Origin of the sequence: Streptomyces sp. NPDC015032, assembly GCF_043080425.1 — a bacterium.
Taxonomy (GTDB): domain Bacteria; phylum Actinomycetota; class Actinomycetes; order Streptomycetales; family Streptomycetaceae; genus Streptomyces.
Genome location: NZ_JBIBVN010000001.1, coordinates 370,572 through 393,941 on the forward strand (window position 1 = coordinate 370,572; position 23,370 = coordinate 393,941).

General features: G+C 70.8%; 19 protein-coding genes and 2 pseudogenes. 8 read left to right on the forward strand and 13 right to left on the reverse strand.

Annotated elements, in window-relative coordinates; all coding sequences use genetic code 11:
- Nucleotides 1-15: 15 nt before the first annotated feature.
- On the forward strand, nt 16-1,500 hold the full coding sequence (locus tag ACF08M_RS01580; RefSeq protein WP_392183223.1) for a PucR family transcriptional regulator ligand-binding domain-containing protein: 1,485 nt from the start codon (nt 16-18) through the stop codon (nt 1,498-1,500).
- A gap of 56 nt (nt 1,501-1,556) precedes the next feature.
- Here the strand turns inward: ACF08M_RS01580 and ACF08M_RS01585 are convergent, their stop codons facing one another.
- Nucleotides 1,557-1,883, reverse strand: a complete 327-nt coding sequence (locus tag ACF08M_RS01585) for a hypothetical protein (protein WP_392183438.1) — start codon at nt 1,881-1,883, stop codon at nt 1,557-1,559.
- Complete coding sequence (locus tag ACF08M_RS01590) at nt 1,883-2,218, reverse strand: hypothetical protein (RefSeq protein ID WP_392183224.1); 336 nt, start codon at nt 2,216-2,218, stop codon at nt 1,883-1,885. The genes ACF08M_RS01585 and ACF08M_RS01590 overlap by 1 nt, the downstream gene beginning before the upstream one ends.
- 200 nt (nt 2,219-2,418) lie before the next feature.
- On the opposite strand from ACF08M_RS01590, the pseudogene ACF08M_RS01595 reads away from it, so the two are divergent.
- Together ACF08M_RS01595 and ACF08M_RS01600 are read left to right on the forward strand one after the other, a co-directional pair.
- A pseudogene (locus ACF08M_RS01595) lies at nt 2,419-3,215 on the forward strand (helix-turn-helix domain-containing protein).
- The gene (locus ACF08M_RS01600; protein WP_392183225.1) at nt 3,208-3,429 is read left to right on the forward strand and encodes a DUF397 domain-containing protein; all 222 of its coding nucleotides are present in this window, start codon (nt 3,208-3,210) and stop codon (nt 3,427-3,429) included. Before ACF08M_RS01595 ends, ACF08M_RS01600 begins: the two are co-directional and overlap by 8 nt.
- Nucleotides 3,430-3,665: 236 nt before the next feature.
- Here the strand turns inward: ACF08M_RS01600 and ACF08M_RS01605 are convergent, their stop codons facing one another.
- The 5 genes and pseudogenes from ACF08M_RS01605 to ACF08M_RS01625 form a co-directional block, all read right to left on the reverse strand.
- The gene (locus tag ACF08M_RS01605; RefSeq protein WP_392183226.1) at nt 3,666-4,394 is read right to left on the reverse strand and encodes a DUF6461 domain-containing protein; all 729 of its coding nucleotides are present in this window, start codon (nt 4,392-4,394) and stop codon (nt 3,666-3,668) included.
- 77 nt (nt 4,395-4,471) lie between these two features.
- The gene (locus ACF08M_RS01610; protein ID WP_392183227.1) at nt 4,472-4,759 is read right to left on the reverse strand and encodes a hypothetical protein; all 288 of its coding nucleotides are present in this window, start codon (nt 4,757-4,759) and stop codon (nt 4,472-4,474) included.
- 193 nt (nt 4,760-4,952) lie between these two features.
- On the reverse strand, nt 4,953-6,152 hold the full coding sequence (locus ACF08M_RS01615) for a lanthionine synthetase LanC family protein (protein ID WP_392183228.1): 1,200 nt from the start codon (nt 6,150-6,152) through the stop codon (nt 4,953-4,955).
- A 415-nt stretch (nt 6,153-6,567) separates the two neighbouring features.
- Nucleotides 6,568-7,401, reverse strand: a complete 834-nt coding sequence (locus ACF08M_RS01620; protein ID WP_392183229.1) for a thiopeptide-type bacteriocin biosynthesis protein — start codon at nt 7,399-7,401, stop codon at nt 6,568-6,570.
- 489 nt (nt 7,402-7,890) lie between these two features.
- Nucleotides 7,891-8,043: pseudogene (locus ACF08M_RS01625) on the reverse strand (transcriptional regulator); the annotation flags it as partial.
- Between the two features lie 67 nt (nt 8,044-8,110).
- On the opposite strand from ACF08M_RS01625, the gene map reads away from it, so the two are divergent.
- On the forward strand, nt 8,111-8,893 hold the full coding sequence (gene map, locus ACF08M_RS01630) for a type I methionyl aminopeptidase (RefSeq protein WP_392183230.1): 783 nt from the start codon (nt 8,111-8,113) through the stop codon (nt 8,891-8,893).
- A 299-nt stretch (nt 8,894-9,192) separates the two neighbouring features.
- On the opposite strand, the gene ACF08M_RS01635 is transcribed toward map, so the two are convergent.
- Nucleotides 9,193-11,646 carry a GH92 family glycosyl hydrolase gene (locus ACF08M_RS01635; protein ID WP_392183231.1) on the reverse strand — a complete coding sequence of 818 codons (2,454 nt, stop codon included), beginning with the start codon at nt 11,644-11,646 and terminating at the stop codon, nt 9,193-9,195.
- A 431-nt stretch (nt 11,647-12,077) separates the two neighbouring features.
- Between ACF08M_RS01635 and ACF08M_RS01640 the strand changes: the two genes are divergently transcribed.
- The 3 genes from ACF08M_RS01640 to tesB all read left to right on the forward strand — a co-directional run bounded on the left by ACF08M_RS01640 (nt 12,078) and on the right by tesB (nt 14,852).
- Complete coding sequence (locus ACF08M_RS01640; RefSeq protein ID WP_392183232.1) at nt 12,078-12,524, forward strand: peptidase inhibitor family I36 protein; 447 nt, start codon at nt 12,078-12,080, stop codon at nt 12,522-12,524.
- A 276-nt stretch (nt 12,525-12,800) separates the two neighbouring features.
- Nucleotides 12,801-13,958 (forward strand): acyl-CoA dehydrogenase family protein, encoded by a 1,158-nt coding sequence (locus tag ACF08M_RS01645; protein ID WP_392183233.1) that lies wholly within the window; start codon nt 12,801-12,803, stop codon nt 13,956-13,958.
- An 18-nt stretch (nt 13,959-13,976) separates the two neighbouring features.
- On the forward strand, nt 13,977-14,852 hold the full coding sequence (gene tesB / locus ACF08M_RS01650) for an acyl-CoA thioesterase II (RefSeq protein ID WP_392183234.1): 876 nt from the start codon (nt 13,977-13,979) through the stop codon (nt 14,850-14,852).
- Between the two features lie 175 nt (nt 14,853-15,027).
- Here the strand turns inward: tesB and ACF08M_RS01655 are convergent, their stop codons facing one another.
- From ACF08M_RS01655 to ACF08M_RS01675, 5 genes are all read right to left on the reverse strand, one after another.
- On the reverse strand, nt 15,028-15,807 hold the full coding sequence (locus ACF08M_RS01655) for a phosphatase (RefSeq protein WP_392183235.1): 780 nt from the start codon (nt 15,805-15,807) through the stop codon (nt 15,028-15,030).
- Between the two features lie 92 nt (nt 15,808-15,899).
- Entirely contained in the window at nt 15,900-17,414 is a 1,515-nt protein-coding gene (locus ACF08M_RS01660) for a DUF6056 family protein (RefSeq protein ID WP_392183236.1), read from the reverse strand.
- A 64-nt stretch (nt 17,415-17,478) separates the two neighbouring features.
- Entirely contained in the window at nt 17,479-18,948 is a 1,470-nt protein-coding gene (locus tag ACF08M_RS01665) for a glycosyltransferase (protein ID WP_392183237.1), read from the reverse strand.
- A gap of 196 nt (nt 18,949-19,144) precedes the next feature.
- A complete protein-coding gene (locus ACF08M_RS01670; protein WP_392183238.1) occupies nt 19,145-19,750 on the reverse strand; it encodes a TetR/AcrR family transcriptional regulator in 606 nt (201 codons plus the stop codon).
- Between the two features lie 439 nt (nt 19,751-20,189).
- Nucleotides 20,190-21,416 (reverse strand): DUF418 domain-containing protein, encoded by a 1,227-nt coding sequence (locus ACF08M_RS01675; RefSeq protein WP_392183239.1) that lies wholly within the window; start codon nt 21,414-21,416, stop codon nt 20,190-20,192.
- A 327-nt stretch (nt 21,417-21,743) separates the two neighbouring features.
- On the opposite strand from ACF08M_RS01675, the gene ACF08M_RS01680 reads away from it, so the two are divergent.
- Nucleotides 21,744-23,366, forward strand: a complete 1,623-nt coding sequence (locus ACF08M_RS01680; protein WP_392183240.1) for a carboxyl transferase domain-containing protein — start codon at nt 21,744-21,746, stop codon at nt 23,364-23,366.
- Nucleotides 23,367-23,370: the final 4 nt, after the last annotated feature.

The following is a 23,370-nucleotide window of genomic DNA, read 5'->3' on the forward strand; positions in this document are numbered from 1 at the left end:
ATGGATGGACCGTCCATGCCGGAAGCCTTGACCGGGCTCACCCCTCCCACTCCCCCCACTCCCTCCGCTCCCCTCACGCCCCCGATCCGGCTGACCGAGCTGCTCGCCCATGAGGAGCTCGGGCTGCGCCGGATCGCGGGTCCGGCCGAGGCGGACCTGCTGTGGGTGCACGCCTCGGAGATGGCCGACCCGTACCCGTATCTGCTCGGCGGTGAGCTGCTGCTGAGCGCCGGAGTACTGCTCAGGGACCCGGACGCCTATGTGGCCCGGCTGGTGGAGGCGGGAGCGGCGGCGCTCGGCTTCGGGGTGACGCCGGTGTTCGACACGGTGCCGGAGGCACTGACCGAGGCGTGCGACCGGCACGGTCTGCCGCTGCTGGAGGTGGAGCCCGAGACCCCGTTCGCGGCGATCGCGCGGGCGGTGTGGCGGCTGATGGCCGAGGCCCGGCACCGCGAGCTGCGGCGGGTGACCCGGGCGCAGCAGGCCCTGGCCACGGCGGCGGCCCGGCCCGACCCGGTCCCCGCGGTGCTGCACCAGCTGGCGGGCCGGCTGGGCGGCCGGGCGGTGCTGCTCGCCGCGGACGGCGAGGAGCTGCACGCGGCGGGCCACCGCCCGGCCCCCGATGTCGGCGCGGCGCTGGCCCGGCTCACCCGGGTGGTCTGCGCCGTGACGCGCCCCGCGCCGGCGTCCGCCACCGACACGGTGCGGGACGCGCACCTGTCCGCGTACGCGCTGGGCGGCGGCCAAGGTCTCGTGCTGGCACTGGCGACGGACCGGCGCGAGGCGGGCGACCACACCATCGCCGGGGTCGCGGTCGTCCTGCTCTCCCTGCTGGTCGCCCCGCACCAGGGCACCGACGCGGCGGGCCGGTCGGCCGCCCTCGTACGGCTGCTGCTGGGCGCGGACCCGCAGGACGTCGCCCCGCTGCTCGGCGGCGCCGAGCGGTGGACGGTGGTGCACGCGCGCCGCAGCGACGGCGGCCCGGTGGACCCGCTGGCCGACGGCGCGCTGGGCGCCGCCCTGGGCTCGGCCCTGGTCGACGCGGGCCGGGGCGGCGACGCCGTCAGGGTGCTGGTCCCCGGCGGCGACCGGATCACCCCGCAGCCCGGCTGGACGCTCGGCGCCTCCGCCCCCGCGCCCATCACCGCGCTCGACCTCGCCGACGGCCAGGCGTCCCGCGCCCTGGGCCGCGCGATGGCCACCCGCACCCCGCTGGCCCACCACCGCACCGGCCCCGGTCTCGGCCTGACCGCCCTGATCCCGCCCGACCAGGCCGAGGCCCATGCCCGTGCCCTCCTCGCGCCGCTCACCGAGCCGCTGACCGAGACCCTCCGCTGCTGGCTGAGCCTGCACGGCAGCTGGGACCGCACGGCCACCGCCCTCCGGGTCCACCGCAACACGGTCCGCCAGCGCATCGCCCGGTGCGCGGCGCTGCTGGACGCGGACCTGGACGACATGGACGTACGGACGGAGCTGTGGTTCGCGCTGCGGGGGAGGTGAGGGGCGCGCCGGGCGGTCGGGTGCGCCGGGCGGCGGTCGGTGCCCCCGTGCTCGGTTCAGTCCCGCGACCGGGGCGAGTTGCTCCCGTCACAGGCTGCGGCAGCGAGCCGGTCGCCACGACTCCGGGCGATCCGGTGCACATCGCGCAGGGCCTCGGCCATGCGGGCCACGACATAGCGGAGCTGCGCCGAAGTGACCTGGCGGTCGTCGAGCATGTCGTCGGCGTGGCCGAGCAGTTCGAGAGCCATGCCGAGCTGCACGCTCTCGATGTTGTCGGCTACGCGGGAAACGTATCCGGTCCCGTCACCGATGACGTAGCAGGGCTTGCCCTCCGGGCCGGCCCACGGAAGCAGTCGTGCCGAGGCGTCGGGGGGCCGGGAGATCACGCGCGCACCTCGATGCCGTGGATCGGACGTGGCCCGATGTCGATGCCATGCACGGCAAGCCACAACGTCCTCCGTCGCGCCCGCCGGAGACGCACCTCCTCGCACCGTTCGTGGGCGACCAGGTACGGGCGTACGAGAGGGCTGTCCTCGCCCCGCAGCATGGGATCGGGGCGCCGGTCGAGCGTGGGGCATACGTCTGGCGGAGGCGCGGTGGGGTACGGCTCCGTGGGGCGGTGACGCCCCTGGGCGGGCCGGAGGAGCCGTAGCAGCGGCTCGAAGATACGGCGGATACGGTGCAGCACGTCGTCAACTCCGTTGAGGTTGAAGGCCATGCCCCCGGACCGTGCACAGCGGTCGCGGGGGTCTTACGCGTTCGCGGCCGGCCTCCAGGGGCCGGTCCCATCGCGATGACAGCGGTCGATGCCTGGACGATCCACCTCTGTGTAGCGATCCACTCACAGAGTGAGACGGGCCGGGCTAGGCTCGCCAGGGGGTTTCGGGTGACGGAACCGTTGTCGCACGGGAGTTGGCCATGAGTAATACCTACGGCGATTGGTTGAAGGCGCAGCGCGAGGCGGCAGGCCTGACACAGCAGCAGCTGGCCGACGCGGCGATCATGACGCGGTCGCACATCTCGCACATCGAGGCGGGGCGCCGCATCCCGTCCCCGGAGGACGCGCAGCGCCTGGACAAGGCCCTGAATACGGGGAACGTGCTGAGCAGCTTCCTGCCCGGCAGGGATGACGCACGATTGCCGACTACTTCGAACCCGCACGCCAGCTCGAACAACAGGCGACGATGATCAGGGAGTTCGGCCTGAACTTCGTGCCAGGCATCCTCCAGACAGAGGGATACGCGCGTGCGGTTCTCGGCTCGACGTTCCCTCCCAGGAGCGACGAAGAACGTGACAGGCACGTCGTCACGCGGCTTGAGCGCGGGAAGATCCTCGCCGATCCGGTAACGCCCGTAGTGTGGGCGCTGTTGGACGAGGTGGTATTACGGCGTCTGGTCGGTACCCCGGAGATCATGGTCGAACAGATCAAGCACATCATCCGCCTGGTTGAGAGCGGGCGGGTGCGTGTGCATGTCCTGCCCCTCAGCGTCGGCATCCACCCGATCAGCCAAGGCATGGTGTCGCTCATGTCGTTTGAAGACCAGCCACCGGCCGCCTACAGCGAGGGCCTGTCTATCGGCAAGGTCCACGACTCCCCGGCCGTTGTCGCACGACTGCAGGGCATCTACGATCTCGCACTGAGCGACGCACTGCCGCTGAAAGAGTCACTCGCCATGCTGCGAACGACAGCTAAGGACTACGGACATCATGACTGACCACACCCTCCCGAACGCGTCAGTGCTGGCAGGCTGGCGCAAGTCCTCCTACAGCGGACCCGAATCCGGCAGCTGCGTCGAGGTGTTGGACAACTACCCGTCAGGCATCCCGGTCCGCGACTCCAAGAACCCTCACGGGCCCGCGGCAGTCTTCTCCGCAGCTTGCTGGTCATCGTTCACGGCAGCTGTCAAGGCCGGGGACATCCCCGCCTGACCTCCGGGCGGCATCCCCGACAGGTCTGGCGCGGGTCGGACCGCCGCCACAGCTGGGGGTCCCAGTAGTTCTCCGGAAAAGACAACGCTAATGGTCGGCCCCCGGCGCTGCCCCCCGGGGGGAGGGCGGCCCTCGGGCGAGCGGGCTGCGGAGCGTGCGGACGTGTGAGCCAGATCATCACTTCCGTGCGGTGAGCACCAGGGGCCGAGTCCGAGCCGGCATAGGGATGGTCCTCTCTACTTCTCGGTCTCAGCACCGTGCGTGTGAGGGGTGATGGGAGCATTGGGCGTGCGCCGGATGGCAGGCTGCGGAGGCGATCCAGGCAGGGCAGGCCGGCCCAGGATGCGCCCTGGCGGCCGGGGGTGAGGGGGTGGTGGCGGGTCCGGGGTCCGGCTACTGTCTTCGAGTCGCAGGGTGAGCAGGGGGCCGCTGAGGGTGCCCGTGTCGAGTACGGCTCCGGTGTGGTGGGCTACCGCTTCCAGCAAGGGAACCAGGCCGGGGTACTCCTCACCTGTTGCGTCGAGCCGTTCCTGGACCGCATCCCACCAGGGGTGCGGAGGCTTTGGTTTGGTGTGGGTGAAGCCGGGCTCGAACCGCTCGGTGCACTGTCCGTCACGCCAGTGAGCGAAGCCGTTCGTGCCGTCCCCTCCTCGCAGGACGCTGAAGGTTTCCCTGCCGTGAGACAGAGCGGACAGAGGGCCTGGCATCGCGCCCATCACCCCGTAGTCCTCAGAGCAGAACGACCAGGCACCCAGCGCCCCAGCACGCAGCACCGAGCCCTCTGGCAAGCTGCTGTCATTCAGATGGTCGGCTTGTTGTCGGGTGAGGAACTGAGCGGCTCGTGCATCAGCCCCGTACCGGGCGAGTACGTCTTCCGGTGTGATGCCGCGCGTAAACGTCACGCACCACATCACGGCGCGCGGATCTCCGGCCCATGCCCACGGCCTGGTCGTGGAGTCTTGCACGTGTATCTCCTTTGGCTGCTACGGGCCGGGGCCCCGGGGATCGTCCTCAGGGCCCCGCCGTGGTGCTGTGATGTGCGTCAGGCGACGATGTTGACGTTGTACTTTTCGGTGTCGAGGACGCGCTGGCTCTTCACGAACGCACCGTACTTGCCGCCGGCGGACTCGTTGGAGTCCAGGGCGACGTGGCCGCGCACGCACGGCTCGTTGTAGGTGACCGGTTTGTCGGTGCGGGCCTCGTAGATCATCCACTGGCCGTTCTCGTACAGGGGGAGGATGTCTGCGCACTGGGCACCGTCGGTTCCCCCCTCGAACGAGCCGGCGAAGGGGAACTCATCGCACGAGTCGTTCGGAACGTAGTCGGGCATGGGTACGAACGGGTCGCTGCTCTGAGAACCGCACGTGCGTGCACGGTTGGCAGCAGAGAGGCCGTCTGCCCGGCTCAGCGGGGCCCAGTCACGCAGGTAGCCCTGGGCAAAGCTGTAGGCGGCGGCAGCCGAACCGTGCGGCGCGGCGGTGGCGCGGCGCGGTGGCGGCCCGCGGGGCGGTGATGTCGCCCCGCTACCGCAGGCCGAGGCAGGGCAGCCAGTCGCGCGAGGTGTCGTGGGTGGCGGTGAGCAGGGCGCTCAGGGCGCCCGGGGCTCCGTCGAGCAGAGAGGTCCGGACGCACCGGGGTGCGCCCGGGGCGAGGGCTTCCGGCAGCCTGCTGCTCAGGTGCTCGGTCAGGCGGTCGCGGAGCGTCGTGGCGGCCGGCAGGCGGGCCCACCGGTGGAAGGCGTCCGCCACGGCCAGCACGCCCGCGGCTCCGTGGCACAGTCCGAGCCGGTCGGTCAGGGGGTCGCCGAAGAGGTGGAAGTCCTCGTCGTACCGCTCGGCGAGGGTACAGAACGCGGCCGCCGCCCAGTCGGCCGTCGACTGGTCGCCCAGCGCGTCGGACGCGTCCCACAGCGCCCAGGCGACGCCGGGGGTGCCGTAGCACCATGCCTGGCGGACCCGTGCCCCGGCGGGCGGCGGGCTTCCGTCGAGCCCGGCGCCGTCCCAGCTCCGGATGGACCGGGCGTCGTCGAAGGACTGCCGGACCAGCCAGCGGGTCGCGCCGCGCAGGGCGTCCAGCAGCTCCGGCCACGGGCCGACGCGGCGGACCGCGGCGGTGAGCCCGGCGACGAGCCCGGCCACGCCATGGCCCATTCCGGTGTTCACCCGGCCGTGCAACCAGCCCAGACGCGGATGGTTGGAGTACCGGCCGATGCGCAGTCGGCGCAGGTCGCCGCTGTCGCACAGCTCCGTCAGGTGAACGGTGAAGGGGATGAGCTGGCCCCGCCTCGGCTGCGAGGTCCCGGCGCAGAGCGCCAGCAGCGTGCCGGAGGGCCCGCTGACGAGGTCGTAGTCGGGCAGGCCGACGTCGACCGTCCGCCAGGGACGCGTCCACGCCTTGTCCAGGAGATGGTCGCGCAACCGGTCGGCGGCACGGTGCAGGGGCGGGTGGATCCGGGCGCCGAGCCGCAGGCCGACGAGGGTTCCGGCCAGCCCGCCGTCGTACAGCCCGGAATGACACGCACCGCGGCCGACGGTCCGGGCCCACGCCGCCGCCGCGCGTGCGGCGCTCGCCACCGCCGCCGGGTCGTCCGTGTCCGCGACTACGGAGGCCAGTACCGGAATGCCCGGGTCGGGCGTCGCGCCCCCGGTATCCGGGAAGCCGTCGAGGAGTTGGCGGGACATGTCGAGAGCCGGATGGTTCGGGTCGTGGCCGTGCGGGGTCATCGGACCTCCGGATCGGGAAGCCACCCGGGAAAGGGCCCGAGGCGGCGTCCGGGGCGGGAGGCCACCCGGGAAAGGGTCCGAGGCGGCCTCCGGGGCGGGGAGCCACCCGGGCCGGTCCGGGTGGCTCCGTTCAACTCGGCGGTGGACGTTTCACATCCACCTGGGCGCGGTTGACCGCCCCGGCAACGCCCGCACGGGGTGCGGGTGTTTCCGGGGACGTCTTGGGTGAGCGCGACGGCAGCGGCTGCCGCCAGTTCCTCGGCGGTACGGTCGAAGGGCAGCCTGGGCATGGCCTCGGCGGCCACCGGCGCCCCCGTACAGGGCGTCGCGGCCGCCGGGCACATCGCGACGGGCAGGGGTACGGGGACCGGCGCCCGGTTCGACGGGACCGGTGCCGTTCCGGGCCCTGGTCATGTCAGTCCACCGCCCCGTACCCGGCCAGGGCCTCGGTGACCAGGCTCTGCCGCGCATGCGAGAGCCGTCCCCGGTTCCAGTGGAAGATCACGGCGTGGGCGGCGGCCCGGCGCGGGCCGCTCACCGCGTCGCCGGACTCGAAGTAGCCCGTGCGCCAGCGGTCCGCGGCCCTGCGCACCGCCTCGCCATGGAGCTCCTGCGCCGCGCGCCGCTCCTCGGGCACATTGTCGAGCAGCCGCGCGCGAGGCCGTTCCCAGTAGTCACGGATGTCCTGGGCCGCCCGGCGGAGCCCGGCGTCCCGAAGGCCATCGGCGAGGCCGCGTCCGGTGTCCGTGCGCACCGCCTCCCAGACACCGCGGTGTTCCCAGCCGACGATGTGCAGACCATCGAACATCTCGCGCAGCAGGGCCAGCGAGAACCGCCAGTCGGCCGGGGCCTGTTCGCCGCCTCCCCCGCTCCGGGCGTGGTGGTCGAGCCAGGCCAGCGAGTCCGCCGTGAAAACCCCGTGCACCCACGGCATGGAGGCGGGGCCGCCGAAGAGGTAGGACTCCGGCTCGTACACCGCGCACACCGGCGGTGCGGTGAGCCCGCCGAACTCCGTCAGCCGGCCGAGGAGTTCGACCCGCAGCCCTACGGCGTCGTCCGCCCCGGACGCCTGGAAGCGCATGCGCAGGCCCGGCGGCTTGTGCATGAAGAAGAAGGCACGTGCGGTGTGCGCGTCGAGGAGGTCGCGCGCGGTGTCGGCGATCCAGGCGTACAGGCCCGGCCACGCACTCGACCGCGGGGCCAGGTTCACCTGTACCCAGCTCGCCTCCGGGTGCTCCACCCTCAGCATGGGACCTCCGTGTGTGGTGTGCGCCCGGCTGTCTGACTGCCTGGCTGACTTGCTGACTTGCTGGCTTGCTGGCTTGCTGGCTTGCTGACTTGCTGGCTTGCTGGCTTGCTGGCTCATGGCAGGGCGTCCCGCGGACCGCGGAGTGCTGCCGCGGAATCGTTCGGATATCGGGAGGAGCCCTTGGTTCGCTCTGTGTCGCCTGCGGAATCACGGGACGCGCGAGGTGCCCGCAGCGCCTGTCGGTCGATCGGATGCACCGAGCCGGGCGGGAACCACCCCGCCCTCTGGCACAGGCGCCCTCCCGGGCCTTCATTCAGCTCATTTCCCGCTTTCGCACCAGCTGAAAGAGATAGAGCAATTAGTCACATCATGGACGGGTGTGCGCTTGGCGCGGCCTTGAGGAAAACGCGCAGCCGTCCGCGCCGTCGCACGGACGAGTGGCCACGGTCACCTCTGATGCGACCCGGCGCGAAGCCAAGGGCCGTCTCCTCGTCCCGGCTCGATCTCCCCGAGTGTCTTCGGTGAGACACGTGCGTCGAGCGCGATCTCGAACATCGAGCGTTCTCCCCGGGCCCGACGCAGGAGGGCGCCGAGGCGCTGTCCACGTACAGCCTCTGTGGGGGTGAGCGGCAGTCCGACCACGAACCCCAATTCTCATACCGGTATAGTATGGCCGGTATAGTTATTGGTTCCGTGAGGAAAGCGGCGCATGATCGAGATCCTGAACCCCACCCTGCTGACCCGAGCAAAAGACACAGGCGCCCTGGTCGCAGACATCCTGCAGACACTGAAGGGCCGTAGCACGATCGGCACGAACCTCCTGGACATCGACCGGTGGGCCAAGACCATGATTGCCGAGGCGGGAGCGCTGTCCTGCTACGTCGACTACGCGCCGTCCTTCGGACGCGGCCGGTTCGGCCACTACATCTGCACGGCCGTCAACGACGCCGTGCTCCATGGACTGCCCTACGACTACACGCTCGCCGACGGCGATCTGCTCACGCTCGACCTTGCCGTCTCCAAACGCGGAGTCGCCGCAGACGCCGCCATCAGCTTCATCGTGGGCGACGCGCAGCCCCCGGAGAGCGTCGCGATGATCAGTGCAACCGAACGCGCACTGGCCGCAGGGATCGCCGCCGCCGGCCCCGGGGTTCGCATCGGCAACATCTCCCATGCCATCGGCACCGTCCTCAGCCAGGCCGGTTACGCGATCAACACCGAGTTCGGAGGACATGGCATCGGATCAACGATGCACCAGGACCCGCACGTTGCGAACACCGGACGTCCCGGCCGTGGATACAAACTGCGCCCCGGGCTGCTGCTGGCGCTGGAGCCGTGGGTCATGGCGGACACCGCCGAACTCGTCACCGACGCCGACGGGTGGACGCTCCGGAGCGCAACGGGCTGCCGGACGGCACACAGTGAGCACACGATCGCCATCACCGAGGACGGAGCCGAAATCCTCACGTTGCCGAAGCCATCGCAGCCGTAAGTTCGAAACCGCCTTGGGCCGCCGGATCCCGGCCCTTCCGGCCGAAGGCCCGGGTGCCCTCCGGATCCGACTGCTGCCGATTCTTCCGCCCGAGTCCGTATCGGTCGACGCCACAGTGTGATCGTGACGTCGACCGATGGCCGGGCCTCCGCTCGATGGCCGTATGGCCGTATGGCCGTATGGCCGTATGGCCGTATGGCCGTATGGCCGTATGGCCGTCACTGACCGGCCGGAATCAGTGGATCAGTGGATCAGTGGATCAGTGGATCAGCGGATCAGCGGATCAGCGGATCAGCGGATCAGCGAGGCAGGGTGCCCGGGTTGGTCGCCCAGCCGGTGTCGGCGCGGTCGCTCAGCTCGAACGACAGGGAGCCGCCCCGGCGCACGAGCGAGCCGTCCACCCAGGAGGAGTCGTGCTTCCTGTCGTCGAGGGTCACCGAGTCCACGTACAGGTGGGTGCGGGATGTCCGGGGAGCGTCGATCGTGATGCGCGCCCGGTCGCCGGCGCCCGCGATGACGGCATGCGGGAAGACCGGAGCACCCAGCAGCAGGTCGGCCGAGCCCGGCGCCTTCGGGTAGATGCCGAGCGCCGCGAAGACGTACCACGCCGACATGGTGCCGAGGTCGTCGTTGCCGGGGAGACCGGCCGGACCCGTCCCGTACACGGTGTCGACGATCTGGCGGACGGTCTCCTGGGTCTTCCACGGCTTGCCCAGTGCGTTGTACATCCACGGAGCGTGGATGCCCGGCTCGTTGGTGGGGTCGTAGCGCAGCGCGTCGCCGCCCCGGACCGACCAGGAGCCGTCGGGCTTGTGGAAGAAGTCGTCCAGACGGGCCGCTGCCTTGTCGCGTCCGCCCATGGCGGTGGCGAGTCCCTGGATGTCCTGCGGCACCATCCACACATAGGTGGCGGCGCTGCCCTGGGCGAAGCCGAGGTCGGAGGCGGGGTTGAACGGAGTCACCCAGGAACCATCGGCATTGCGTGCCTGGATGTAGCCGGCGGTCGGGGTGGCCGCGGGGTTGAACACGTTCCGCCAGTAACCGCCGCGCTCACTCAGCGTCTTGTACTCCTCGTCACGGCCGAGTTGCTTGGCCCACTGTGCGAGAGCCGCGTCGGCGACGGAGTCCTCGAGCGTCTCGGCGGCGCCGCCCCAGCAGTGGCACTGATCCTGGGCGGCGTATCCGGACTTCATGTACTGGGCGAGGTTGGGACGATTGCCCTCGCACTGGCCGGGGCAGCCCGCATCGGACAGCCCGGACGGGTGCGGCACGGTGGCCTGGCGGTACAGGGAGTCGAAGGCGCCCTGGGCGTCGAAGTTGCGCACGCCCATCGCGTAGAACGTCGCCAGGGTGGCCGCCGAGGGGTCGCCGGTCATCACGTGGGTGGCGCCGCTGATGTGCACCCAGCGGTCCCAGATCCCGTCGTTCTGCTGCGCGAAGTTGTACAGCGACTGGGCGAAGTCGCCCGCGACACGCGGCTTGAGCAGGGCGAGCAGCTGCACCTGGGCCCGGTACTGGTCCCAGCCGGAGAAGTTGCTGTACTGCGCCTTCTGGCCTCGTGCGAGGGCGTGGACCTTGCGGTCCATGCCCACATAGGTGCCGTTGCGGTCGCTGATCAGGTTGGGCTGCTGCAGGGCGTGGTAGAGGGCGGTGTAGAAGGCGGTACGGCGGTCCTCGTCGCCACCGCTGATCTTGACGGACTTCAGCGCCCGGTCCCAGGCACCCTTCCCGGCCTTCGCCACGTCCCCGACGCTCGCGTTCGGGGCGATCTCACCGCGCAGGTTCGCCTCCGCACCGGCCGGGGAGACGTAGGAGATCCCGACACTCATGTTGACATCGTTGTCAGTCGCCGTGTCGAAGGAGACGTAACCGCCGGAACCCCGCCCGGCCCGGGCGGAGCCGGTCAGGTAGCCCTCGCCGCCGTCGGCGCTGGTGGACCCGGGGGAGAGCTGGTCGTCGTGCCAGGTACCCACGCTGGAAAAGCTGCGGTCGAAGGCGGCGGTGAAGTACAGGCGGTAGTAGCTCTTGCGGTTGTTGTTGGGGGTGCCGCCGTTGGCGCGCCGGCCGCAGAACGCGCCGGTCTCCACCCAGCCGGTGACCTTGTTGCGCGCGGTGTCGATGTCGACGTGGGCGTCCTCGCTGCCGTTCAGGGAGTTGGAGACCCGGAACAGCAGGCTGGCGGGCTTGTCCGCGGGGAAGGTGAAGTCGGCCACGCCGGCGCGCTCGCTGACCGCCAGGTCGGTGGTGACACCCGAGTCGAGCCCCACTCGGTAGCGGCCCGGCTCGGCCGTCTCGTCGGTGTGCGAGAAGTTCGCCGCGTACTTCGCGTCCTTGGTGTCGGCGGTGGGTGAGGAGTCCACGCTGCCGGCGAACGGCATGATCGGCACGTCACCAGCTGCTCCGGGGTGACACCCCGCGCCGTTGACGTGAGTGAGGGAGAAGCCCCGCAGTCGGGTGGTGTTGTAGGAGTACCCGTTGGCGGCGGCGGTGTTGGTCTGGTCGCCCGCGGTGCTGGTGGGCGACCAGGCGATCATCCCGAACGGCACATTGGCGCCGGGGTAGGTGTTGCCGCCGTTGCTGGTGCCGATGAGCGGGTCCACGTACTGAACGGGGTGCGAAACCGGGGCCGCCGCGGTGGAGTCGGCTATCGCCGCGGGACTTCCCAGGAGCGGGAGGAGCAGCCCGGCCGAGATCACGGCGACGCCGGCGGCGGTGGCCGGACGGTGGTCCCGTCTTCTCCGGAACTTATTCATGATGAAGCACTGTCCTTTCGTGCGTACGTGGAACTCCGGGCGCCCCTTGTGGAGCACAAGCTTCCGGAACGGTCCTGAAGATAGACGGAACGCGCAGGCATGACGAGGCCCTTGACGCTACGTAGGGTGAATTCGTCGTGAATCGCGGCATGTCGAGGTGTGACGAACCAGCGGGTGCGGGCCGGGCCCTCAAGGGGCGTGGGCTGCTGTCGGTTTGGTGCGTGGTCAGGCAATGAAGGAGGCAGCCATGCCTCCGCCTCATGCGATCACGCCGGGCGCACGTTCACGCCGGTGCGCGCAGGAGTGCCCCACCTCCCCGAGCGGGCTTCGAGCGCCCCTTTCCGCGCCTGTCTGCGCAGGTCACAGCCGTGCCAGGCTGCCGGTGATCAGGGACAGAACTCTGATCGCCGTCAGGAGAAGAGGTCTCCGTCATGAACCGCATCACCGCGCTCGCCGTCACCTCGATCGCCTTGGCCCTGGGGCTCGGCACCGGGCCCGCCGCCGCCGGGGCCGCCGAGAACACCGCCGCACAGAACACCGCCGTGAAGAGCACCGCCGTGAAGAGCACCGTCGCGAACGCCACCGTCGAGAGCGCCCGCGCTTCCTACAGTTGCAGTCCCGGTTACTTCTGTATCTACAGCGACTGGAACGGAGGTGGTACCCGCTGCCAGTGGTCGGACAAGCAGCGGGCGAATACCGCCGACAACTGTTCCTTCATCCAGCGGGGCCAGAACGTCCGCTCCGTGTGGAACGCGACCGGACATCGCGTGCAGTACTACACCCAGACCAACTACAACGCCCGGGTCGGCTCCACCCCCGCCGGAAAGGGCGGCAACCTCCAGGGGAACTACCAGATCCGCTCGTTCAAGCCTCAGTAGGCAGCAGCGGAGAAGGCGTGAGGAGCCCTTCCCGGCCACCGGCCGGGAAGGGCTCCGGCGCGTCCGCGGCCGGAACACCAACCGGAACACCGACCGGAAGGCCGGCCGGAACGCCGGCCGATCCATCAGGGCGAGCGTGCTGAGTATCACCCTGGACAGCGCCAATGACTGCCGGGTAACTTTTGATTCAGGACTGAGCAAGCGCTTAGCCAACCTGGCCGAAGCTCGCCCGAAGCTCGCCCGAAGCCGATCGCAGCTGACCAAGGAGGCACCCCCGTGCGCCGTACGGTATTCAACGAGGACCACGAGGCGTTCCGGGAGACCATCCGCGCCTTCATCGAGGCCGAGGTCGCCCCCGTCTACGACGAGTGGTTCGCGGCGGGCCAGGTGCCCCGCGACTTCTACTACAAGCTCGCCGAGCTGGGCATATTCGGCATCGAGGTGCCGGAGGAGTACGGCGGCGCCGGGATCGAGTCGTTCAAGTTCGAGGCGATCATCTCCGAGGAGTGCGCCCGCGCGGCCGTCAACTTCGGCGGCTCCGGCGTGCACGTCCTGCTCTGCCTGCCGTACATCAAGGCGTACGCCACCGAGGAACAGAAGAAGCGCTGGCTGCCGGACTTCGTCAGCGGCAGGACGATGTACGCCATCGCCATGACCGAGCCGGGCACCGGCTCCGACCTGGCGGGCATGAAGACCACCGCCAAGCTCTCCGAGGACGGCACGCACTACGTCCTCAACGGCGCGAAGACGTTCATCACCGGCGGCGTCCACGCCGACCGGGTCATCGTCTGCGCCCGTACGGACGCGCCCAAGGCGGACGACCGCCGGCACGGCATCTCCCTGCTCGTCGTCGACACCAAGGCCGCGGGCTACTCGGTCGGACGCAAGCTCGACAAGCTGGGGCTGCGCACCTCCGACACCGCCGAGCTGGCATTCGTCGACGTGAAGGTGCCGGTCGAGGACCTCCTCGGTGAGGAGAACAAGGGCTTCTCCTACCTCGGCCAGAACCTGCCGCAGGAGCGCCTCGGCATCGCCGTCGGCGCGTACGCGCAGGCCAAGGCCGCCGTCCGGTTCGCCCAGCAGTACGTGCAGGAGCGCACCGTCTTCGGGAAGACCGTCGCGTCGTTCCAGAACACCAAGTTCGAGCTGGCCGCCTGCCAGGCCGAGGTGGACGCCGCCGAGGCCGTCTGCGACCGCGCCATCGAGGCCCTCGACGCCGGGGAGCTGACCCCCGCCGAGGCCGCCTCCGCGAAGCTGTTCTGCACCGAGGTCGCACACCGCGTCATCGACCGCTGCCTCCAGCTGCACGGCGGCTACGGCTACATGAACGAGTACCCGGTCGCCCGCCTCTACGCCGACAACCGGGTCAACCGCATCTACGGCGGTACCAGCGAGGTCATGAAGTCGATCATCGCCAAGTCCATGGGCCTGTAGAACGGTTACGTTCCCTCCATGAGCTCAGCACTTGACTCCCTGCTCGATCTGCTCGACCTGGAGCAGATCGAGCGGGACATCTTCCGGGGCACGAGCCGTTCGGCGGTCGTTCCCCGTGTCTTCGGCGGCCAGGTCGCGGCCCAGGCCCTGGTCGCCGCGGGCCGCACCGTCCCCGCCGATCGCACGGCCCACTCCCTGCACTCGTACTTCCTGCGGATGGGCGACCCGGGCGTGCCGATCGTCTACAGCGTCGACCGCATCCGGGATGGCCGGTCCTTCACCACCCGCCGGGTCGTCGCCGTCCAGCACGGCCAGCCGATCTTCCATCTGTCGGCGTCCTTCCAGACGTACGAGGAGGGCCTGGAGCACCAGGCGGCCATGCCGCCCGCCCCGGACCCGGAGACGCTGCCCACGGCCGCCCAGATGCTGCCCCGGTACGCGGACCGCTTCAGCGATCCGCAGGTCGTGGACCGGCTGATCGAGGCGCGGGCCGCGGTCGACCTGCGCTATGTGGACGACCCGCCCTTCGGCACGGTCGGCGAACCGCGCGAGCCCCGTTCCCAGGTGTGGTTCCGCACGAACGGCAAGCTCGCGGACGATCCGCTGCTGCACGTCTGCATGGCGACGTACGTCTCCGACATGACGCTGCTCGACTCGGTGCTCCTCGCCCATGGGCGCGGAGGCTGGGCGGTCGGCGACGTGGTCGGGGCGAGCCTGGACCACGCGATGTGGTTCCACCGGCCGTTCCGGGCCGACGAATGGCTGCTGTACGACCAGGAGTCGCCGTCCGCGTCCGGCGGGCGCGGGCTCGGCCAGGCCCGTATCTACACGCAGGACGGCCGGCTGGCGATCAGCGTCATCCAGGAGGGCGTGGTCCGCGTCCCCCGGGACTGACCGGAGAGCGGTACCCGTCCGTCCGCCGGAGCCGTCCGTCCGCCAGGTCCGTCCGTCCGCCGGGTCCGTCCCGCCCCGGCGCCGGGGCGGGGCCAGCGGCGCCGGGCCCCGGTCCCGCGGCCGCCCGGCGGGTGAGCGGCCGGAGCCGCACCCGCAGCGCGCCGCCCCGGTGACGTCAGATCAGCCCCGCCGCGTCCAGCAGATAGTCCGTCAGCGGGTCGTAGTACCGCGGGTCCAGCACATGGTCGTCCAGCGGCACGGCCACCTGGAGCGTCCCCTCCGCCTCACCGAGGAAGAGCGCCGGGTCGTTGCAGTCCGCGTACCCCACCGCGTCCAGCCCGCGCTGCGCCGCGCACCCCGCCCAGCCGTGGTCGGCGACCACCAGGTCCGGCAGCGGCCGGCCCTCCCGCTCCAGACCGTCCAGGATCGCGGCCATCGGGGCGGGCGAGTGCGTGTGCCAGAGCGTCGCGCCACGCTCCTGCACCGCGACGTCCGCGAACTGGAACACCATGCCCTCGTCGGCCACCAGCCCCGAGGGGATCCGGACGATCTCGCACCCGGCGGCCCGCAGTGCCTGTGCGGTCTGACGGTGCACATCGAGGAGCCCGCCCGGGTGGCCGGTCGCGAAGAGCACGCGCTGCGCGCCCTCCGCCGCCTTCCGCAGCCGCGCCGCCATCCGGTCCAGGGCGTCGACCGTCAGCTCCGGGTCGATGGTGTCCTGGCCGAACCGGTGCTCCGGGTCGTCGCTGACCCCGCAGCGCTCGGCCATCACGGCCAGCACGTCCTGCTCGTCGGACCACCGGTCCCCGAGCTCCAGGCCCAGCCAGTAGTGACGGTCGCCGTTGGCGAGCTTGCGGTAGTGGGAGAGGTTGTTGTCGCGGGGTGTGGCGACGTCTCCGGCGATGCGCGTACGGACGAGGTGCTCGACGAGGGCGGCACGGCTGGGTATCGGCATGAACCCATTGTGCCGTCAGGTGTGCGCAGTGTGCCGGGTGTCTTGCACCACGGCCGGTCCGGCCGCCCGCTCGTCGCCTGCTCATCGCCCGCTCAGGGAAGCTGGGTCGAGTACGTGATCTTCTTGAGGTGGTAGTACTGGGCGACGCACTGCCCGGGCCACAGCCTCTTGCCGTGGTCGCCGAACGGCTCCCCCATCGAGCTGACCGACACCGGTGTGTACGGAAGCACCTGGGCGCCGTGCGCCACCTGTTCCCTCAGCCACCGGTCCTGCCGGTCCCAGCGCTGGGCGCGCACGTCCATCCGCTGTTCCAGCTGGAGCAGCGGGACGGCGAGGCCGACGCAGGCCGCGACGCACACGGTTCCGGCGGCCACCGCCGTCCCCGCGCGGATCCCCCACCGGCGGGCCCGCAACGCCCGTCCCAGCAGGGCCCCGACGCCGACCAGGAACAGCACGTACAGCAGGAGGAAGTCGCCCCAGATGCGCGACGCGGTCACCACACTCGCCCCGAAGGCGGGGTAGGCGACGACGATGCAGAGGTAGCCGGAGACCAGGAAGGCGAGGAATCCGACCAGGACCAGGAGGAAGGGCCTGCGGCGCAGGGACCCCTCCGGCCCGTCCGCTCCTCGCTCGCCCCCGCGCACCAGCAGGCCCAGCAGCACGCCGACGGCGACCGCTCCCAGGTACTGCCAGGTCGTGAAGATCGTCCCCAGGATGTGCCCGAACGCCCGCAGCGCCGTGGCCAGCGCCTCCGGACCGAACATGGAGGAGCTGTCGGCGCCGAACCGTTCACGCCGATGGCGTGCGCCGGGCGACAGGTACAGGATGGCCGTCCCGACGGCGACCCCGGCGAAGGCGACCACGCACCAGACGCGGGTACGGGTCCGGCCGGCCCCGGGAAGGGCCCACCGGCTGAGCAGCAGGACGGCGGCGAGCGCGACGAACGCGACGACCGCCGTCTCCTCCGACAGGGTGCCGATGAAGATCCCCACCAGGTACGCGGCGCCCAGCGCGAAGGCGCGTCCCCACCGCGTCCGTGCGCGCAGCAGGGGGATCACGGCGGCGCAGGCCAGTACCGGTGCGACGGTGTGCGAGACGGAGGAGGCGGGCCAGTAGAACGTCTTGTACGGGTTGGGCGTCGCGAGGAAGAAGAGCGCCGCCGTCGTCGCGGCCACCAGCAGCGCCAGCCCGCGTGGGGCGGTCAGCCCGGCCTTCTTGAGTGCGGAGGCGATCAGCGCCCAGAGGATGCCCAGCATGAGCACCCCGCTGACCAGGGCGAACCATTGGTGGCCGGGGACGCCGAAGGCCCCGTACGCGATGACGAGCAGCGCGTTGGCGATGCGTCCGTTGTCGTGGAGGAAGAACTTCCCGATCATCCCGGCGGCACCCTCGTCCCGGACGACCGGGAGGAAGCACCAGTCGTCCCCTCCGGGGCGGACCAGCCGGCCGATCCAGAAGGCCGCGCCGAGCAGAGCGAGCGGCAGCAGGGCGAGGCCCGCCGTCCCGGTCGTCACCCACCGGCGCGCGGGGCGCGGGCGGGCTCCGGGCCGGGGGGATTCCCCTCCCGCCGCCTGTGTGCCGGTGGATTTCGACGTGTCCGTGGTCATGTGCGCTGGTGCCCTTCGTACGTTGCTCGCGCGTGGCGCGCCAAGAGGTTCAGGCGGTGTGGGTTCACGGTGTGGTGTGTCCGGCGCTGCTCTCGGCCGGGCCGGCGCTCTGCCGGGCCAGGGCGGCACCGGAGTCGATGGCCCAGCGGGCGAGCAGGAACGAGAAGGGGGTGGCGAGGATCCCCGCGGCCACGGCGGCGACGTTCTTGTCCATGCCCAGCCTGCTCACGCCGAGGTAGAGCAGGACGCCGGTGAGTACGAGGTTGACGACGCTCGACAGCGGATACCGGACGAAGGCGTGCCAGGTCGGCTTCGTCCGGCAGGTGATGTAGGAGTTGAGCAGGAACGACCCCACGATGCTGACCACGTATCCGATGACATGCGCGGCCAGATAGGGAATCCAGGTATTCAGCGAGACGTACACCCCGAGATATACCGCCGTATTGATGACACCGATCATCCCGAAAACGAGGAACTGGCGTACGGTGCGGAACCTGGACGCTCCGATCGCGGTCGACCCGGCGCGTCCCGCCCTGGGTCTCCCGGCCGCGGGGGCGGACAGGCCCGAATGGCCCCCTGCCGGAATATCGAACGGTGCCGCTTTCGGGGATTCGCTCGTCTCGCGCACCACATAGTGCGGGCGGCGTTTCACTTCGTAGTAGATGCGTCCCACGTATTCGCCGATGACGCCGAGCGTGGCGAGCTGGATTCCGCCGATTGCCACGACGGCGGTCAGCAGGGTGGTGTAGCCGGGTACGGCGACGCCGTGGAGCACGACGCCGGCGATGGTCCACAGGGCGTATCCCAGTGCCGCCAGCGCGAGCGCGAGGCCGATGTGGATGGCCAGGCGCAGCGGGCGGCTGTTGAAGGAGATCAGCCCGTCGATTCCGTAGTTGAACAGGCGTCTGCCGCCCCACTTCGAACGTCCCGCCGCGCGCTGGATGTTCCGGTAGGTGAAGCCGACGGTGTCGAAGCCGATCCAGGAGAAGATCCCCTTGGAGAACCGGTTGGTCTCGGGCAGTGCGAGCACGGCGTCCACGGCGGTGCGCGACAGCAGCCTGAAGTCGCCCTCGCCGTCGACCACCTCGACGTCCATGCACCGGCCCATGGCCCGGTAGTAGAAGGCGCTGAGAAGGGTGCGCAGGACCCCTTCCCCCGCACGGTCGCGCCGCGCGACGACCTGGTCGTAGCCGCGCTGCCGCAGCTCCAGCATGCGGGGCAGCAGTTCGGGCGGGTGCTGGAGGTCGGCGTCCATGAGGACGACGGCGTCGCCGCGGGACATGCGCAGTCCCGCGAGCATGGCGGCCTCCTTGCCGAAATTTCGGCTGAAGGAGGTGTAGCGGACCCGTCGGTCCGCGGTGGCGAGCGAACCGATCCGGAGCCTGGTCCGGTCGCTGCTGCCGTCGTCGACATAACAGATCTCGAAGGTCCGCCGAGTCGGTTCGAGGGCGGAGATCAACGCACGGTGGAATACCTCGATGACCTCGTCCTCATTGAAACAGGGGACAACGATCGAAACCTGACATGTTTTCATTTAAATTCCCCATCAGGCGTGGGTGAGACAGATCAAACCATATGCCTGAGGGACACGCGACACCGCGACCGACGGAGCTCGTCGAGGAAAAGGAAAGGGAATATGCGGGAGCTCCTCACTCCTCCCGCATCAATTCATATATTCAAGGCCGGGCGGAAATCGGCGGACGCACCCGCCGGGCGCCCGCCGGCACGCCCTATGGACGGGCCGCCGCCTCGAACGCCCCGCGTGCCAGCCGGTGCAGCAGCGCCGCCGTGCCGACGCGGTCCGGCTGTGCGCCCGGACGGCCCAGGTGCGGGGTCGAGTTCAGCAGCCCGAAGACGGCGTGGACGGCCGCGCGGGCCTCGTGCTCGGGCAGCTCCGGATACAGCTCGCGGACGACCTCCACCCACACCTCGACGTACTGCCGCTGGAGCTGGCGGACCCGCTTGCGGTCGGCGTCCCGGAGACGGTCCAGCTCGCGGTCGTGAAGGGTGATCAGCGGGCGGTCGTCGAGGGCGAAGTCGATGTGGCCCGCAATGAGCGCGTCGAGCAGCGCCTGCGGCGAACCGTCCCCACGGGCCGCGTCCTCCGACACGCACAGCTGCCCGCCCGCCAGCAGCCGCTCACTGATGCCGACCAGCAGCTCGGCGAGCATCGCGTCCTTGCCCGGGAAGTGCCGGTAGAGACCGGGGCCGCTGATACCGACGGCGGCACCTATCTCGTCGACGCCGACGCCGTGGAAGCCTCGCTCGGCGAAGAGCCGGGCGGCCTCCTTGAGGATCTGCTCGCGGCGGGTGGGGGCGTCCGTCCTGGTGGTCATGGATTCGATTCTAGACAGTCGGGTTAGCGAGCGTTAACCCAAGCGCGGGCGGGCGAGGGCCGCACGCGGCGTCACAGGCGCGCATGCTGCTCGATGCCCTCCCCGAACTCCGCGAGCGCCCGGTCGGTGAGTGTGGGACGGGTGTCCGCGATGGCGGCCACCCCGCCCGCTTCCGGCCCCACCCATTCTCCGCGCCGGCCGGACACCCGTCGACCGGGCGGGCGGACGTCGTCCCCTCGGGCAAGCCCCGGCAGCCGGCAGCGGCCCCGGCCGCTCGAAGCCGAGGGCCGAGAGCCGAGGGCGGAGGACCGAGGGCCGAGGGCTGCCGATGAATTCCGACCCGGCGCCCGGGATGCCCGGCGACACCCCCGAGCACGACCCCCACCACAGTCGCGGGCGAACACCGGGCGAGCGGCCGACCCCCGTGCGATGCCCCCGTTCAGCGGCCTCCCGCCGCCCTCGGGGGCCACGCCCACAGTGTCACCGCGCGCAACACCCACTCCACGGGCCCGAGCCGGTGACGCCGCATCAGCCACCCGCTGAGCGCGAGCTGGCAGGCGTAGAGCACGAGCGCCCCGCCGACCGCCGCCGCCGCGCCCGTACGGCCGTACAGCCCCAGGCCGTACCCGGAGAAGACGAGGGCCATGACGAGGGACTGGGTCAGGTAGTTGGTCAGCGCCATCCGCCCGGCAGGCGCGAGGGCCCGCGCCGTCGCGGCGCCGCTCGGCGTGGCGAACCACAGCAGCAGCCCCGTGGCGTACGCGGCCGAGAGCGCCGGGGCCGCGGCCAGGCCGACTGCCAGGCCGAACAGTTCCCAGCGCTCCGGCAGCGGCCCCGCCATCGCAGCCGCGGAGCAGACCGCCCCGGGGACTCCGATGGCGAGACCTGTCAGAAAGATGCGGAGCAGCCGCGCCCGGTCGGTGAGCGCGGCTGCTCCGAGCCACTGCCGCCGGCCGGCTACGAACCCCACGAGGAAGGCGGCGACGACATAACCGCCCATCAGCGCAAGGGCTGCCACGCTGTCGGGCAGAGCCCTGATGTTGGCGCTGACGACCTCGGTGAAGCCACCCGTGTAGGCGGCGGTCAGCTCGGCCTTCACCGCGGCGGATTCGCTCAGGTCACCGGGATCGAACAGCGCGGCGCCCAGACCGACGAGCAGCAGGAACCCTCCGGCGACGCCGTACACCCAGAGCGCCGCCCGCCAGACCTTCGCGGGCCCGGCGTTCCGGGCGGCCAGCAGGACCAGTCCACACAGGGCATACATCATGAGGATGTCGCCGGTGTAGAGCAGCACCGCGTGCGTGAGTCCGAGCACGAACAGTCCGGCCAGCCGCCGCGACATCCGGGGGACGAAGCGTGCCCCGGCGCGGGTGGCCGAGTCCATCTGAAGGGTGAAGCTGTAGCCGAAGAGGAAGGAGAAGAGCAGGTAGAACTTCGACTGCGCGAGGAGAACGACCAGCCATTCCACGGCCCCGTCCGCCGCGTGCACCTGCGCGAGCCCGCCCCTGACGCCCGGAGGCCCGGCCGTCGTCAGCACGTTCACGACCAGGATCCCGGCGAGCGCGAATCCGCGCAGGGCGTCCACTTCGAGGATGCGCGGCCTCTCCATCTCCCCCTCGGCCGTCCCCCGGCCCGCCCCTCGCACCGGCTTCGACTGCTGCGTCATCCGCTGATTCCCCCACCCGATCGGCCGTCGGCCGTTACAAGCCCCCGGCCATGACGACCGGAGCCCCCCACACGCGCCAGGCAACTCGCTCGGTCACGGCCCTCGTCGGACCCGCGACCGGTGCCGCTCCGGGTCGGGGAGCGGCGCGGGTCATTATTCCGGGCCCACCGCGCGCCCCGCCCTCCGCGGACGTATATGACCGATACCTGCCGGAACCACTGCGGGTACCGGCAGAGCGCCCTGGACAAGCCTGTTAGCGGTCGTTAACCTTGAGGCAGACGTTAACGGTCATTAACCACTGCGGTACGGGCAAGGGGGCTCGACAGGATGCAGCAGGCACCGGTGCTGGCGAGCGCGGCCGATCCCGCCTCCGAGGCCTGGCAGGCCAACGAGGCGGCGCATCACGCGCTCGCCGACGAGCTGCGCACGCGGCTCGCCACGGCCAGGCTCGGCGGGGGTGAGAAGGCGCGCGCCCGGCATGTGGCGCGCGGCAAGCTGCTGCCCAGGGACCGGGTGGACACCCTGCTCGATCCGGGTTCCCCGTTCCTGGAGCTGGCCCCGCTGGCGGCCGAGGGGCTGTACGGGGGCGCCGCCCCGGCGGCCGGGGTGATCGCCGGAATCGGCCGGGTCAGCGGCCGGGAGTGCGTGATCGTCGCCAATGACGCGACCGTCAAGGGCGGCACGTACTACCCGATGACCGTGAAGAAGCACCTCCGCGCCCAGGAAGTGGCGCTGGAGAACCGGCTTCCCTGCCTGTATCTCGTCGACTCGGGCGGCGCGTTCCTGCCGATGCAGGACGAGGTCTTCCCGGACCGGGAGCACTTCGGGCGGATCTTCTACAACCAGGCGCGGATGTCGGGGGCCGGCATCCCGCAGATCGCGGCCGTGCTGGGGTCGTGCACGGCGGGCGGGGCGTACGTCCCCGCGATGAGCGACGAGGCCGTGATCGTACGGAACCAGGGCACGATCTTCCTGGGCGGTCCGCCGCTGGTGAAGGCCGCCACCGGCGAGGTCGTGACGGCCGAGGAGCTCGGCGGCGGCGAGGTGCACTCCCGTACGTCGGGGGTGACCGACCATCTCGCCGAGGACGACGCGCACGCGCTGCGGATCGTGCGGAACATCGTCGCCACACTGCCGGACCGTGGGGCGCTCCCGTGGTCCGTGCGGCCGGCCGAGGAGCCGAAGGTCGATCCCGCCGGGCTGTACGGGGCCGTCCCGGTCGACTCCCGGACGCCGTACGACGTGCGCGAGGTGATCGCCCGGGTGGTGGACGGCTCGCGGTTCGCGGAGTTCAAGGCGGAGTACGGCACGACGCTGATCACCGGCTTCGCCCGGATCCACGGCCACCCGGTCGGGATCGTCGCCAACAACGGCATCCTGTTCTCCGAGTCCGCCCAGAAGGGCGCCCACTTCATCGAGCTGTGCGACCAGCGCGGCATCCCGCTGGTCTTCCTGCAGAACATCTCGGGCTTCATGGTGGGGCGGGACTACGAGGCCGGCGGCATCGCCAAGCACGGCGCCAAGATGGTGACGGCGGTCGCCTGCACCCGCGTACCGAAGCTGACGGTGGTGGTCGGCGGGTCGTACGGGGCCGGCAACTACTCGATGTGCGGGCGTGCCTACTCCCCCCGCTTCCTGTGGATGTGGCCCAACGCCAAGATCTCCGTCATGGGCGGCGAGCAGGCCGCGTCCGTCCTCGCGACGGTCAAGCGCGACCAGCTGGGCGACGACTGGAGCGCGGCGGACGAGGAGGCCTTCAGGGCCCCGATCCGCGAGCAGTACGAGACCCAGGGCAACGCCTACTACGCCACGGCCCGGCTGTGGGACGACGGTGTGATCGACCCGATGGAGACCCGGCAGGTGCTGGGACTCGCACTGACCGCGTGTGCCAACGCCCCGCTGCCCCAGAAGGACTACGCGGCGCCCGGCTTCGGCGTCTTCCGGATGTGAGGAA

Coding starts and splice junctions, on each gene's coding strand:
- tesB (WP_392183234.1), top strand. CDS start 13,977: ATGAGCTCAGCACTTGACTCCCTGCTCGATCTGCTCGACCTGGAGCAG.
- ACF08M_RS01670 (WP_392183238.1), bottom strand. CDS start 19,750: ATGACCACCAGGACGGACGCCCCCACCCGCCGCGAGCAGATCCTCAAG.
- ACF08M_RS01615 (WP_392183228.1), bottom strand. CDS start 6,152: ATGACCCCGCACGGCCACGACCCGAACCATCCGGCTCTCGACATGTCC.
- ACF08M_RS01660 (WP_392183236.1), bottom strand. CDS start 17,414: ATGACCACGGACACGTCGAAATCCACCGGCACACAGGCGGCGGGAGGG.
- ACF08M_RS01620 (WP_392183229.1), bottom strand. CDS start 7,401: ATGCTGAGGGTGGAGCACCCGGAGGCGAGCTGGGTACAGGTGAACCTG.
- map (WP_392183230.1), top strand. CDS start 8,111: ATGATCGAGATCCTGAACCCCACCCTGCTGACCCGAGCAAAAGACACA.
- ACF08M_RS01600 (WP_392183225.1), top strand. CDS start 3,208: ATGACTGACCACACCCTCCCGAACGCGTCAGTGCTGGCAGGCTGGCGC.
- ACF08M_RS01635 (WP_392183231.1), bottom strand. CDS start 11,646: ATGAATAAGTTCCGGAGAAGACGGGACCACCGTCCGGCCACCGCCGCC.
- ACF08M_RS01655 (WP_392183235.1), bottom strand. CDS start 15,807: ATGCCGATACCCAGCCGTGCCGCCCTCGTCGAGCACCTCGTCCGTACG.
- ACF08M_RS01665 (WP_392183237.1), bottom strand. CDS start 18,948: ATGAAAACATGTCAGGTTTCGATCGTTGTCCCCTGTTTCAATGAGGAC.
- ACF08M_RS01580 (WP_392183223.1), top strand. CDS start 16: ATGCCGGAAGCCTTGACCGGGCTCACCCCTCCCACTCCCCCCACTCCC.
- ACF08M_RS01680 (WP_392183240.1), top strand. CDS start 21,744: ATGCAGCAGGCACCGGTGCTGGCGAGCGCGGCCGATCCCGCCTCCGAG.
- ACF08M_RS01640 (WP_392183232.1), top strand. CDS start 12,078: ATGAACCGCATCACCGCGCTCGCCGTCACCTCGATCGCCTTGGCCCTG.
- ACF08M_RS01590 (WP_392183224.1), bottom strand. CDS start 2,218: ATGGCCTTCAACCTCAACGGAGTTGACGACGTGCTGCACCGTATCCGC.
- ACF08M_RS01610 (WP_392183227.1), bottom strand. CDS start 4,759: ATGCCCGACTACGTTCCGAACGACTCGTGCGATGAGTTCCCCTTCGCC.
- ACF08M_RS01675 (WP_392183239.1), bottom strand. CDS start 21,416: ATGACGCAGCAGTCGAAGCCGGTGCGAGGGGCGGGCCGGGGGACGGCC.